The 13,326-nt window shown below is 73.4% G+C and carries 9 protein-coding genes, 2 tRNA genes and 1 other RNA gene; 6 read left to right on the forward strand and 6 right to left on the reverse strand.

Features of this window, described 5'->3' with window-relative positions; all coding sequences use genetic code 11:
- Positions 1 to 18: 18 nt before the first annotated feature.
- Positions 19 to 106, reverse strand: a tRNA-Ser gene (locus tag ACFZCP_RS24585).
- 120 nt (positions 107 to 226) lie between these two features.
- Between ACFZCP_RS24585 and ffs the strand changes: the two genes are divergently transcribed.
- From ffs to ACFZCP_RS24615, 6 genes are all read left to right on the forward strand, one after another.
- An RNA gene (ffs, locus tag ACFZCP_RS24590) (signal recognition particle sRNA small type) lies at positions 227 to 325 on the forward strand.
- 76 nt (positions 326 to 401) lie between these two features.
- Positions 402 to 2,723, forward strand: coding sequence for a DNA polymerase III subunit gamma and tau (locus ACFZCP_RS24595; protein ID WP_391429976.1), 2,322 nt, complete (start codon positions 402 to 404; stop codon positions 2,721 to 2,723).
- A 310-nt stretch (positions 2,724 to 3,033) separates the two neighbouring features.
- Positions 3,034 to 4,317, forward strand: a complete 1,284-nt coding sequence (purD, locus tag ACFZCP_RS24600) for a phosphoribosylamine--glycine ligase (RefSeq protein WP_391429978.1) — start codon at positions 3,034 to 3,036, stop codon at positions 4,315 to 4,317.
- A gap of 520 nt (positions 4,318 to 4,837) precedes the next feature.
- The gene (locus ACFZCP_RS24605) at positions 4,838 to 6,775 is read left to right on the forward strand and encodes a hypothetical protein (RefSeq protein ID WP_391429980.1); all 1,938 of its coding nucleotides are present in this window, start codon (positions 4,838 to 4,840) and stop codon (positions 6,773 to 6,775) included.
- Between the two features lie 248 nt (positions 6,776 to 7,023).
- A complete protein-coding gene (locus tag ACFZCP_RS24610; protein ID WP_391429982.1) occupies positions 7,024 to 8,520 on the forward strand; it encodes a N,N-dimethylformamidase beta subunit family domain-containing protein in 1,497 nt (498 codons plus the stop codon).
- Between the two features lie 72 nt (positions 8,521 to 8,592).
- The gene (locus tag ACFZCP_RS24615; protein WP_362694556.1) at positions 8,593 to 9,492 is read left to right on the forward strand and encodes a phosphoribosylaminoimidazolesuccinocarboxamide synthase; all 900 of its coding nucleotides are present in this window, start codon (positions 8,593 to 8,595) and stop codon (positions 9,490 to 9,492) included.
- 41 nt (positions 9,493 to 9,533) lie between these two features.
- Here the strand turns inward: ACFZCP_RS24615 and ACFZCP_RS24620 are convergent.
- The 5 genes from ACFZCP_RS24620 to ACFZCP_RS24640 all read right to left on the reverse strand — a co-directional run bounded on the left by ACFZCP_RS24620 (position 9,534) and on the right by ACFZCP_RS24640 (position 13,221).
- Positions 9,534 to 9,609: transfer RNA gene (locus ACFZCP_RS24620), tRNA-Gly, on the reverse strand.
- 23 nt (positions 9,610 to 9,632) lie between these two features.
- Positions 9,633 to 10,247 (reverse strand): response regulator transcription factor, encoded by a 615-nt coding sequence (locus ACFZCP_RS24625; protein WP_362694559.1) that lies wholly within the window; start codon positions 10,245 to 10,247, stop codon positions 9,633 to 9,635.
- Positions 10,244 to 11,488: a histidine kinase gene (locus ACFZCP_RS24630; protein ID WP_391429985.1), complete on the reverse strand. Its 1,245-nt coding sequence runs from the start codon at positions 11,486 to 11,488 to the stop codon at positions 10,244 to 10,246. Before ACFZCP_RS24630 ends, ACFZCP_RS24625 begins: the two co-directional genes overlap by 4 nt.
- Positions 11,489 to 11,506: 18 nt before the next feature.
- Positions 11,507 to 12,286, reverse strand: a complete 780-nt coding sequence (locus ACFZCP_RS24635; protein ID WP_391429987.1) for an ABC transporter permease — start codon at positions 12,284 to 12,286, stop codon at positions 11,507 to 11,509.
- The gene (locus tag ACFZCP_RS24640) at positions 12,283 to 13,221 is read right to left on the reverse strand and encodes an ATP-binding cassette domain-containing protein (protein WP_391429989.1); all 939 of its coding nucleotides are present in this window, start codon (positions 13,219 to 13,221) and stop codon (positions 12,283 to 12,285) included. Before ACFZCP_RS24640 ends, ACFZCP_RS24635 begins: the two co-directional genes overlap by 4 nt.
- Positions 13,222 to 13,326 lie beyond the last annotated feature (105 nt).

The following is a 13,326-nucleotide window of genomic DNA, read 5'->3' on the forward strand; positions in this document are numbered from 1 at the left end:
TCGTGCCCGGTGAGGCACTGGCGGAGGATACGAGATTCGAACTCGTGAGGGGTTGCCCCCAACACGCTTTCCAAGCGTGCGCCCTAGGCCTCTAGGCGAATCCTCCGCCGGAAACATTACATGACCGAGGGGGGTGCTCGCGAACACGTTCCCGCAGGCCGTCCTCGGGTACCGACCGCAGGGGGCATCCGGTACAGCCCGTGGGTCGCGATCGGGTACTGTTGGGCGCAGCCCCTCACGTGGCGCTATCTGACTGAACTCCCCCAGGGCCGGAAGGCAGCAAGGGTAGGTCGGCTCTGGCGGGTGCGTGGGGGGCGCTTGCGTTTCCCGGACGAGGGCGACGGCGAGGGTGACGGCTCGGGCGGGGCTGGTTGTCAGCGGGCGCCTATAACCTCGTATGCGTGTCGTCTCTCGCGCTGTACCGCCGCTATCGCCCGGAGACCTTTGCCGAGGTCATCGGGCAGGAGCATGTCACCGACCCGCTGCAGCAGGCGCTGCGGAACAACCGGGTCAATCACGCGTACCTGTTCAGCGGGCCGCGTGGGTGCGGGAAGACCACCAGCGCGCGCATCCTGGCCCGCTGTCTGAACTGTGAGCAAGGTCCCACCCCGACGCCCTGCGGGGAGTGCCAGTCCTGCCAGGACCTCGCGCGAAACGGCCCGGGGTCCATCGACGTCATCGAGATCGACGCCGCCTCCCACGGTGGTGTGGACGACGCCCGTGAGCTGCGCGAGAAGGCCTTCTTCGGACCCGCCGCCAGCCGGTACAAGATCTACATCATCGACGAGGCCCACATGGTCACGTCGGCGGGTTTCAACGCCCTGCTGAAGGTGGTCGAGGAGCCCCCGGAGCACCTCAAGTTCATCTTCGCCACGACCGAGCCCGAGAAGGTCATCGGGACCATCCGGTCGCGGACCCACCACTATCCGTTCCGGCTCGTCCCGCCGGGGACGCTGCGCGACTACCTCGCCGAGGTGTGCGGGCGGGAGAACATCCCCGTCGAGGAAGGTGTGCTCCCGCTCGTCGTGCGGGCGGGCGCCGGCTCCGTGCGTGACTCCATGTCCGTCATGGACCAGCTCCTCGCCGGTGCCCGCGAGGAGGGTGTGACCTATGCCATGGCCACCTCCCTCCTCGGGTACACCGACGGGTCCCTGCTCGACTCCGTCGTCGAGGCCTTCGCCACCGGAGACGGGGCGGCGGCCTTCGAGGTCGTCGACCGGATCATCGAGGGCGGCAACGATCCCCGGCGTTTCGTCGCCGATCTGCTGGAGCGGCTGCGGGACCTGGTGATCCTCGCCGCCGTGCCGGACGCGATCGAGAAGGGGCTCATCGACGCCCCGGCCGACGTCCTGGAGCGCATGCAGGCCCAGGCAGGCATCTTCGGCGCCGCCGAGCTGAGCCGTGCCGCCGACCTGGTCAACGAGGGCCTCACCGAGATGCGCGGCGCCACCTCGCCCCGCCTCCAGCTCGAACTCATCTGCGCGCGCGTGCTGCTGCCCGCCGCCTACGGGGACGAGCGGTCCGTGATGGCCCGCCTCGACCGCCTGGAGCGCGGCGTCAGCTTCGCGGGCGGGGGCGGCGCGCCCGCCATGGGGTACGTCCCCGGGCCCGAGGCCCACGCCGGCCCGGCCCAGGGCGGCGCGCCGGTGCCGCCCGGCGGCGGACCCGCCGCGGCCCGAGCGGCCGTCCGGGCGGGCGGTCCCGGTGGGCAGGGTCCCGGCCAGGGCCACGGCGGTCCGGCTGCCGCGGCGCCTGCAACTCCCGCCCCCGCGCCGACAACTGCCGCGCCCGCCCCTGCGCCGGCCGCACCCGCCCCTGCGCCGGCCGCACCCGCCCCTGCACCGGCCGCTGCCGCCGCTGCCCCTGCGGCCCAGGAACCCGCGCCCGCCCCGGCCGCTCCCGCCGCCGCCCCTTCGGCCCCCGCTCCCGCCGCCCCCGGTGCCTGGCCCACCGCCGCCCCCGTCGGCAGCGGCCGCCGGGCCGGGAGCTGGCCCACAGCCGCTGCGACGGGTGCCCAGCAGAGCCCCGCCGCCGCTCAGCCCCAACAGCACCAGGCACCGCAGGCCGCTGCCGCACCCTCGGCCCCGGCCGCAGCCGCCCCCACCGGCGGCGTCGACCCCCGCATGCTCTGGCCGAACATCCTGGAGGCCGTCAAGAACCGCCGCCGCTTCACCTGGATCCTGCTCAGCCAGAACGCCCAGGTGGCCGGCTTCGACGGCACCACCCTCCAGCTCGGCTTCGTCAACGCCGGTGCCCGTGACAACTTCGCGAGCAGCGGCAGCGAGGACGTGCTGCGACAGGCGCTGTCCGAGCAGTTCAACGTGCAGTGGAAGATCGAGGCGGTCATCGACCCCTCGGGTGGCTCCGCGCCTGCCCCGTCCGGCGGCTCACCGGGCTTCGGCGGCGGCACGGGCGCAGGCGGCGGTGCGGGCCACGGCGGTGCGCCCGCCGGTGGCTACGGCGCCCCCGCCAGCCCCCACCCGGCAGCGCCGCCACCGGCCTCCCCGGCGCCCGCCGCACCCGGGAGCCGCACCGTGTCCGCCCCGGCGGCGTCCGCCCCTGCCCCGCGGCCCGCGTCGGCGCCCGAGCCGCCGCCGGTCGCCCCCGAGGACGACATCCCCGAGGACGACGACCCCGACCTCGACGAGTCGGCCCTGTCCGGCCACGAACTGATCGTCCGGGAACTGGGCGCGACGGTCGTGGAGGAGTTCTCCAACGAGTGACGCTCCCCCGATCCCCTTCGGCTTCCGCCCCTTCGGGCTCCGCCGCTCAGGCCCTGCGGTGATCCCCTTCGGCCCTCCGGCCCTCTCCGGCGCCGGTCGGTGAAACGGCGGCTGGTCCGGCGTTCGAGCCCCGTGCCGGTGACGGGCCGAGGAAGGGGCCGCTCGGGCCGAGGGGGTTCGTCGGGGTCGAGGACAGGGCCGCAGGCGGCCGTCGCCGGTGCCCGGCCCGCACCAGCTTGGGCCTCTTGGTAGGAACGCACAACTTCCCCGGCCCCCGAGCTTCGGCAACCTTGCCATTAGGCTGACCCCCGTGAAGGTCCTCGTCATCGGCAGCGGTGCCCGCGAACATGCCCTGTGCCGCTCCCTGTCCCTCGACCCCGACGTCACCGCGCTGTACTGCGCCCCCGGCAACGCCGGCATCGCCGAGGTGGCCGAACTGCGCCAGGTCGACGCGCTCGACGGCAAGGCCGTGGCCGCGCTCGCCGGCGACCTCGGCGCCGGCCTCGTCGTCGTCGGCCCGGAGGCCCCGCTGGTCGCCGGTGTGGCCGACGCCGTCCGCGAGGCGGGCATCCCGGTGTTCGGCCCCTCCGGGCAGGCCGCGCAGCTGGAGGGGTCCAAGGCCTTCGCCAAGGACGTCATGGCGGAGGCCGGGGTGCCGACCGCCCGCTCGTACGTCTGCACCACGCAGGAGGAGGTCGCCGAGGCCCTCGATGCCTTCGGCGCTCCCTACGTGGTCAAGGACGACGGGCTGGCCGCCGGCAAGGGTGTCGTCGTCACCGACGACATCGAGGCCGCCAAGGCCCACGCGGCCGACTGCATGAGCGCACCTCCCGCGCCTTCCGGGCAGCGGGGAAGGGTTGTCATCGAGGAGTTCCTCGACGGCCCCGAGGTCTCCCTCTTCGCCATCACCGACGGGCGCACCGTCGTCCCGCTGCAGCCGGCCCAGGACTTCAAGCGCGCCCTGGACGGCGACGAAGGCCCGAACACGGGCGGCATGGGCGCCTACTCGCCCCTGCCGTGGGCGGATCCCGAGCTGGTCGAAGAGGTGCTGCAGACGGTGCTGCAGCCGACCGTGGACGAGATGCGCCGCCGTGGCACGCCCTTCTCCGGGCTGCTCTACGCCGGGCTCGCGATCACCTCGCGCGGCGTCCGCGTCATCGAGTTCAACGCCCGCTTCGGCGACCCCGAGACCCAGGTCGTGCTGGCCCGTCTGAAGAGCCCGCTGGCCGGTGTGCTGCTGGCCGCCGCGAACGGCACCCTGGACGACCTGGAGCCGCTGCGCTGGCGCGAGGACGCGGCCGTCACCGTGGTCGTCGCCTCCCACAACTACCCCGCCACCCCGCGCACCGGCGACCCGATCGGCGGCCTGGACGAGGTGGCCGCCGAGGACGCCCCGCACGCCTACGTCCTGCACGCGGGGACCAGGCAGGACGGCGACACGGTCGTCAGCGCGGGCGGACGGGTGCTGTCCGTCACGGCGACCGGCCAGGACCTGGGCGAGGCCCGCGAGCGGGCGTACCGGGCGGTGGCCCGTATCCGCCTCGACGGATCGCAGCACCGCTCGGACATCGCGGCGAAGGCCGCCGGAGAGTAACGGCCGAGCGGAGCGCAACGAACCGGACGGAGTGCACGACCGGGTACGACCGGGCCGACGGCGGAGCGCAACGACCGGACCGGCGCCGGGGCGTAACGGCCGAGCGGAGCGCAACGACCGGGCCGACGGCGGAGCGCAACGAATCGGACGGAATGCGCCAACCCTCCTGGCACCGGAGTGCCAACTGCCGTGGCACCTCCCGTGTCGACCACCGTGCGACGGCCGCGGTGCGGAACCGGTGAAACCGCCGGTCGCACGGACCCCGCGCCCCCCCGGGCCCCGGATGAGAAATCCGGGGCCTGATCATTGCTGTCTGTCGCCCACCTCTGACCAGAGCCATTCCATCGAGTGAGCAATCCCCCATCCGGCTGACGGGGGCCGGGGCCCCAACTAGGGTGCGGCGCAAGCGTTCCGGCACTTGGCCCACCGGCATTGCGATGTCGGTGGCGGGTGCCACAGTGGGGGAGTGAGCAACGCCAGGACAGCGCGGGATTCGGCAGGGAGGGGGTGAGGTCGGCTCGTGACCGGAATCGGTGTGGAGGCGGGCGCGCAGGCGGCGCGCTCCCGGGCCCTGGCCGTGCTGCGCATACGCGGCCGGGCGCTGGCGGTGGCCGTGCTGCCCGCGGCCGCCGAGGTGATCCTGCTGGCCGGCGGTTCCACCGGCCATCTCGTCGGCCCGGGATGGGACGCGGCCCGCTGGATCGTGGGTGTGCCGGCCGTGCTGGTGCTGCTGGCCACCGCCTGTATCGCCCTGGTCGTGGCCCGGGCCCGTCCCGCCGTGAGCCCGACCGTCCCGATCCCGGAGGCCTCCGCCCCGGATCTGTACCGGCTGGTGCGCGATCTCGCCGACCGCCTGGAGGTCCCGGCCCCCTCGGCCATAGCACTCACCCCGGACTGCGACAGCTGGCTGGAGGACCGTACCCATCCGGCCCACGGCCCGCCCCCGCGGCCGGCGCATGACGAGATAGCGGGCCCCGGCTCCGGGTTCGGTGCCCGGCGTCGTGCCGTCACCGCCCCTGTGCTCGTCATCGGTTCACCGTTCCTGTGGTGGATGCGGGTCGGCGAGCTGCGCGCGGTCCTCGCCCCGGTCGTCGCCGGTACGGGCCCCTCCGCGCACCCGGACATAGCCGCAGCCCGGCGCTACGTGCGCGGTCTGGACGCGGCGGTGGCCGTCGCCTCCACCGCCGGCCGCTGCCCGCTGACCCGCGGGCTGTGCGCGGTCCTCGGCTGGGCCGCCCGCCTGCTGCTGCGCGCCTGCCGCGAGCACGCGACGCTGATGGAGCGCGGGGTCGCCGCGGCGGCGGCCGAGCGCGCGCAGGCAGTGGACTACGGACTGCGGATCGTCGCCCAGGAGCAGGTCGGTCTCGCCTACGCGGGGTGGGACCGTCTGCTGACCAGGGTGGCGGTGCCCGCGTGGCGCATGGGCCGCTGGCCGTCCCGGCTGGACGCGGGCGTCGTGGCCGCGCTCACCGAGCTGTCCCGGCGCGACCGGCTGGCCGAGGGCTTCGCCTCCCGCCTCGGCGAGCGCCCCGCCTGTGACCTGCTGGAGGAGCCCGGCACGATGGACGAGGCCGCCTCCCTGCTCGCCGCCCGCCTCTTCCACGGCGTTCCGGCCGAGTCCGGCCCGGACTGGGCCCCGGTGGACTGGCAGGCGTATCCGGAGGAGGTCGTCGACCGGACCTGGCGCGCGGATGCGGCCCGGCTGCACCGCGTCCTGGACTCCCTGGGCGTCCGCCCCACGCTCGCATCCGACGCTTCCGGCCCCGGCGCCCCCACCCTGGCCCGTGTGCTGGACCACTTGACCGAGCCGGGTCAGGCGGAGGGCGACCGTCCCGGCCCTGCCCACCCGGCCGCGCCCGACGAGGAGTACGCCGACCTCACGGGATACGGCTCCGTCCCCGCCGGGCACGAGAGCGCCGGCACGTTCGCGCACCAGCACACCGGCACGTGCGGGGACGAGGACACCGGTACCCGCGGTCGTGAGGACGGCGGCATGTCCGAGTACGAGGACGCCGGTGTCCTCGGGTACGAGGACGAGGACATCGGCTCCGGCACCGAGCGCAGCGCCGCCCTCGCCGCGGGCCTGAGCGCGGAACTGGCCCGCGAGGAGATCTGTGCCCCGCGCGGGGCGACCGCCGCCGGCCAGGCCCTCGACAGCGAGAGCGCCCGGTGGGACGACGGCGCCCTGCCCCTCTTCCCGCTCCAGCCCCCGCGCACCGCCCGGGATCTGCTCGCCGACCATGTCACGGCGATGGTGTGCTGTGCCGCCGTGGACACGGCCGGTGCCGTCCCCGGCCTGGACTGGCTGGACGGCCCCTCCCTGCTCGTCGGGGGCGAGAGAGCGGCCGACCTGGCGCCCAAGGTGCTCAGTCTGATCGAGGAGGGAGATCCGGGCCCGCTGCGTGCCTGGCTGGCCGAGTCCGGCATACGCCCGGAGAAGCCGGTACGGCTCGTCTGACTCGGCGTCCCGACCGGCGAGTCGGCAGGTGGTGCGACGGATCGGCGCCACCGGGTGCCATGGCCGACCCGACGGCGTAGCGGAACACCGTCTTCCACTTCAGGTCAATTCGCAACGAATAGTGACCGAGCCCGTGCGTTATGTGATGTGCTGGGACCGACCACGCACATGGCAAGGGCATGCGACATACGACAGCGCGACCGAGCACCACCGACACAGGGCACGGGGGCTGAGGGAGGGGAGCGACCATGGCCTCGGATCGCATCCGCCGCTGGGAGTCCGGAGCACTCGCGCACGCCGTCACGGATCCCTTCGGCCAGGGCCCGGTTCCCTGGCTTCGCGGCAGTGAGACCTACTTCGACGACACGGGGCACGTCGTGCCCTGGTACGTCGACCCGAGTCCGCGGCAGCCCGCGGGCGAGCTGCCGCGCGTCCCCGCGCCGCGCGCGTCCGCCTCCGGACCCCGCTCGGCCGACGACGTGCACCGTCAGATCAAGGGCTTCACCTCCACCGGAGCGGTCACGCCCGGGCAGGCGATCGACTTCCACGTCACGGTCGACCCGCCGCAGCAGTTCAGTGTGGACATCTACCGGATCGGCCACTACGGCGGCGACGGCGCCGCCAAGATCACCACGAGCCCGCGGCTGTCCGGCATCGTCCAGCCCCCGCCGCTGGCCGCCGACCGCACGGTCTCCTGCCACCACTGGTGGCTCTCCTGGCGCCTCCAGGTGCCCTCCTACTGGAGCATCGGCGCCTACGTGGCCGTCCTCACCACCGCCGACGGCTACCGCTCCCACGTGCCGTTCACGGTCCGCGACGACCATCCCGCCGATCTGCTCCTGCTGCTGCCCGACATCACCTGGCAGGCGTACAACCTCTACCCGGAGGACGGCCACACCGGCGCCAGCCTCTACCACGCCTGGGACGAGAAGGGCCGGCTGCTCGGCGAGGCCGACGCGGCCACCACGGTCTCCTTCGACCGCCCGTACGCGGGCGCCGGTCTGCCCCTGCACGTCGGCCACGCCTACGACTTCATCCGCTGGGCCGAGCGCTACGGCTACGACCTCGCCTACGCCGACGCCCGTGATCTGCACGCCGGCCGCATCGACCCCAGCCGCTACCGGGGCCTGGTCTTCCCGGGCCACGACGAGTACTGGTCCGCTCCGATGCGCCGCGCCGTCGAGGACGCCCGCGACCACGGCACCTCGCTGGTCTTCCTCTCCGCCAACACCATGTACTGGCAGGTGGAGTTGGGGCCCTCCCCGTCCGGCGTCCCCGACCGGCTGCTGACCTGTCGCAAACGCAAGGGCCCCGGAAAGCCGGTGCTGTGGCGCGAGATCGACCGGCCCGAGCAGCAGCTGGTCGGCATCCAGTACGCGGGCCGGGTGCCCGAGCCGCATCCGCTGATCGTCCGCAACGCGGGCCACTGGCTGTGGGAGGCGACCGGCGCGCACGAGGGCGACGCGATCGACGGCCTGGTCGCCGGGGAGGCCGACCGCTACTTCCCGCGCACCCCGCTGCCCGAGCACGAGGAGCGCATGCTGCTCGCGCACTCCCCCTACACCGACAACGACGGTGTCCAGCGCCACCAGGAGACGTCCCTGTACCGCGCGCCCTCCGGCGCCTGGGTGTTCGCCGCGGGCACGTTCGCCTGGTCCCCGTCGCTGGACCGTCCCGGTCATGTGGACCCCCGGATCCAGCGGGCCACGGCCAATCTCCTGGACCGCATCTGCAAACGGGACTGACACCCCTGGCCAGAACCGACCCCCCTGATGGGGGAGAATCGAGGCACTTGGACAGAACCACGGGGAGGAACCGTGTCCGGATTCGTAGAAAAGCCTGAGCCGATCCAGGTTCCGGGCCTGGTGCATCTGCACACCGGAAAGGTGCGCGAGCTGTACCAGAACGAGGCGGGCGACCTCGTGATGGTCGCCAGCGACCGCATGTCCGCCTACGACTGGGTGCTGCCCACGGAGATCCCCGACAAGGGCCGTGTGCTCACGCAGCTCTCCCTGTGGTGGTTCGACCGACTGCGCGACCTGGCCCCCCACCATGTGCTCAGCACCGAGCTTCCCGAGGGTGCCCCCGCCGACTGGGCGGGCCGCACGCTGGTCTGCAAGTCCCTGAAGATGGTCCCGGTCGAGTGCGTGGCCCGTGGCTACCTCACCGGCTCGGGTCTCGCCGAGTACAACGAGTCCCGCACCGTCTGCGGCCTCGCCCTCCCCGACGGCCTGACCGACGGCTCGGAACTGCCCGGCCCGATCTTCACCCCGGCCACCAAGGCCGAGGTCGGCGAGCACGACGAGAACGTCTCCTACGAGGAGGTCGCCCGCCAGGTCGGCGCCGAGACCGCGGCCCGGCTGCGCCAGCTCACGCTCGCCGTGTACTCCCGCGCCCGGGACATCGCCCGCGACCGCGGGATCATCCTGGCCGACACCAAGTTCGAGTTCGGCTTCGACGGCGACACGCTCGTCCTCGCCGACGAGGTCCTCACCCCGGACTCCTCCCGCTTCTGGCCGGCCGACCTGTGGCAGCCGGGCCGGGCGCAGCCGTCGTACGACAAGCAGTTCGTCCGCGACTGGCTGACCTCGGCCGAGTCCGGCTGGGACCGCAGGAGCGAGCAGCCCCCGCCGCCGCTGCCGCAGCAGGTCGTCGAGGCGACCCGGGCGAAGTACGTGGAGGCGTACGAGCGGCTGACCGGCACCAGCTGGTCGTAGGAACGCGAAAGGCCCCCGGGAGAACCGGGGGCCTTTCGGTGTGGAGCGGACGACGAGGCTCGAACTCGCGACCTCAACCTTGGCAAGGTTGCGCTCTACCAACTGAGCTACGTCCGCATTGCGCCGTGGCGCGAGAGCAACTATACCCAACCTCGCTCCCGTGCGAGACGCACTGCCGCATGCCGGTTCTCGGCACCGAGCTTGGTGACGGCCGACGACAGGTAGTTCCGCACGGTCCCGGGCGAGAGCGCGGCCCGCTCGGCGATCTCCGCGACCGGCGCCCCGTCGGCGGCCAGCTCCAGCACCTCGGCCTCCCGCGCGGTCAGCGGGGAGTCCCCGGCGGAGATCGCGTCGGCGGCCAACTCCGGGTCGACGTAACGGTTTCCCGCGTGCACGGTCCGGATGATCTCGGCGAGCCGCTGGGCGCTGACCGTCTTCGGGACGAACCCGCGCACACCGGCCGCGAGCGCCCGCTTCAGATGCCCGGGCCGCCCGTGACCGGTGACGATCAGCACCTGGCAGCCGGGCAGTTCGGTGCGCAGGAATGTGGCGACCTTCACACCGTCGGCGCCCGGCATCTGAAGATCGAGCACCGCCACATCGGGCCGGTGCGCCCGGGCCATCGCCAGCGCCTCGGGCCCGCTCGCGGCCTCCGCGACCACCAGCAGGTCGTCCTCCAGGGAGAGCAGGGCGGCCAGCGCACCCCGGATCAGATGCTCGTCGTCGGCGAGCAACAGCCGTACCGGGCTGCTCACGAGGTGACTTCCCTCACTTCCTGCCTCAGGGGCACCTCGGCCACCAGCCGGAACCGGTCCTTGCCGACGAGCCCCGCCTCCAGCGTCCCGTCCACGGCGGACAGGCGCTCGCGCAGCCCGGGGAGGCCGGAACCCCCACCCCCGTCGGGGGCTGCGGCCACTCCGTCGTTCTCCACCGTCAGCACCACGCGTTCCTCCCGTATCCGCAGTCGCACGGCGCACCGCCCCGCGTCCCCGTGCCGCAGCACGTTGGTGGCCGCCTCGCGCACGACCCAGCCGAGCGCCGACTGCACCTCGGCGGGCAGCTCCGCGGCCTCGGCGCGGACCTCGCAGTCGATGCCGGCGGCCGTCAGCACGCCCTGAGCACCGGCGAGTTCGACCACGAGGTCGGCCTCGCGGTAGCCGCGTACGACGTCCCGCACCTCGCGCTGGGACTCCTGGGCGATGCGCTGCACCTCGATCATCTGCTCCACGGCCTCCGGCCGTCCGCGCCGGACCAGTTGCACGGCCAGCTCGCTCTTCAGGGAGATCACCGACAGGTTCCGTCCCACCACGTCGTGCAGATCCCGGCCGAACCGCAGCCTCTCCTCGGCGACGGCCAGCCGGGCCTCCACCTCACGGCCCCGCTCCGCCTCCCACAGCACGGCGAGGGTCCAGGCGCCGCAACGGCCGGCGAGCAGCGCGAAGACCGCCTGGGAGACGGTCATCGCGCAGGTCGCCACCAGGCCGGGGACGTCGCGATCGGCGAGCCAGATCCCGGCCGCGAGCAGGACCGTGAGGATGGCCGTCCGGCGCAGGAACACCCGGACCGGAACCGTGAGCCCGTACAGCAGCGCGAACGGCAGCAGGAGACCGCCGATCGCGAACCGGACCGTCATCGGGGCGGACGCATGCAGACCTGCGATCGCCACGAGCAGCCCCAGTGCCAGCCCCAGCAGGACGGCCGGTGCGCGGTGTGCGCCGGCCGGCAGCTCGGCGCGCCCGAGGTAGTGGTCGAGTGCGGTCCTGGTGAGCCGGTTCGAGAGGGCGCACTGCAGGATCCCCACGAGGGCGAGGAGGGCGCTGAGGGCGTATGCCACGGGCCGGTGGGGGAGAGTGCCGACCAGGGGCAGCAGGAGCCAGCAGGCCATGATGAACCAGACCGTGCAGTACCAGGTGAGGACGCTGAACAGCTCGACCCGCTCGGCCTTGCTCCGGTCCTCCCAGTGCCGCTGCTGCCACCGCATGATCCGTCCCGGCATCCGCGCCTCCCCCGTTCCTCAGCGCCGCGGCTCCCACCGGAACCACCGCTGTACAGCAAACACCGCCACGACGATCCAGGCCAGGGCGGTCGCCGTCGTGCCGAGGGCCTGGGCGGCGCTCAGCCGGTCGGTCCAGCCCGCGCGGACCAGCCGGATCGCCGGGGACAGCGGGAGGAATGCGCAGACGGAGGCGAGCCGGCCGGGCAGGATCTCGATGGGGATCGAGATCCCGGAGCCGATCATCGAGACGAGCACCAGCGGCAGCGCGGTGACCTGTCCGCTCTCGGTGGTCCGGGTGAAGGACGCGGTGAGTGCGGCCAGCGCGGCGCTCAGGACGAGCCCCGCCGCCAGCCCCAGCAGGGTCAGGTACGGCGCCCTGGGCGCCCCGGTGTGCAGCAGCGCCATGCAGCCCGCGGACACCAGCAGGGCCTGGACGAGGCCGAGACCGACCGGGGGCAGGGCCGTGCCGATGAGGATCTCGCTGTCGGAGAGCTCGCCGGTGCGCATCCGCTTGAGGACGAGTTCCTCGCGGCGGGCGGTGTAGGCGTTGACCAGGGAGGTGTAGACGGCGAAGAGGAAGGTGAACCCGATGGCGGCCGTCGCCGTCATCGTGCCGATGCTCAGCCCCTGCTTGTGCAGGTCTATCCCGCCCAGGGCGGGCCGCACGCTGAACGGCAGGACGAGCGGCATGGCGAGCGCGGTGAACACGACGCTGCGGTTGCGGCCGAGGAGGGCCAGTTCCGCCTGGGCCAGCGCCCGCAGTCGGCGGCCCGCCGGTGCCCGGGTGATGCTGCTCATGCCCTGACCTCCAGTTCCCGTGCGATCCCGAGGAATGCCTCTTCCAGTGAGGCCGAGCGCACCTCCAGGCGGTGCAGCTCGACCCCGGTCCGCTCGGCCCAGGCCAGCACCCCGGAGGCGGTCCGCTGGAGCTCGCGGGTGCGCAGCCGGACGATCCTGCCGTCGCTCTCGTGGCCGCAGACGCCAAGGCCGGCCAGCGGCGGCAGGTCGCCGAGGAAGTAGCCGTCGGGCAGTTCGAAGGACATCCGCGAGGGCCGGCCGGCGGTGACCGCGGCCGGGGTCCCGCAGACGGCGATGCGGCCCTCGTGGAGGATGGCGAGCCGGTCGGCGAGGTCTTCGGCCTCTTCCAGGTAGTGCGTGGTGAGGAGCACGGTCGTGCCCGCGTCGCGCAGGGCCCGCACCAACTCCCAGGTGTCCCGGCGGCCTTCGGCGTCGAGCCCGCTCGTCGGCTCGTCGAGGAAGAGCACCTCGGGATCGCCGAGCAGGGCGAGCGCCAGGTCCAGGCGCCGCCGTTCGCCGCCGGAGAGCTGCTTGACCCGTACGCCGGTCCTCCCGGCCAGCCCGACCAGCCCGAGCACCTCCGCCTCTGGCCGCCCCCCGCTGGTGCAGGCCGCCCACAGCCGGGCGGTCTCGGCGACGGTCAGGTCGGACGGGAAGCCGCCCTCCTGGAGCATGACTCCGGTACGGGGGCGTACGGCGGCCCGTTCCCGGAAGGGGTCGTGGCCCAGGACGCGGACCCGGCCCCCGGCCGGTGCCGCGAGTCCTTCCAGCAGCTCGACCGTCGATGTCTTGCCCGCGCCGTTGGTGCCCAGCAGCGCGAAGATCTCCCCGCGTGCCACGGAGAAGGTGATTCCGCGTACGGCCTCGAACCCGCCCCCGTAGACACGCCTGAGGTCGGTGACCTCGATCACGTGCTCGTGTCCGTTGGTGTTCATGGTTCCAGCGTCCCGGCGGGCCGGGCGGATCAGCAGTGCGCGGTGTCATCACTCGGCATGACAAATGTCAGCTGGTCGGGGCAAACGAAAAGACCCCGGTCCAGA

This window comes from Streptomyces sp. NPDC007971 (genome assembly GCF_042958635.1).
GTDB lineage: Bacteria > Actinomycetota > Actinomycetes > Streptomycetales > Streptomycetaceae > Streptomyces.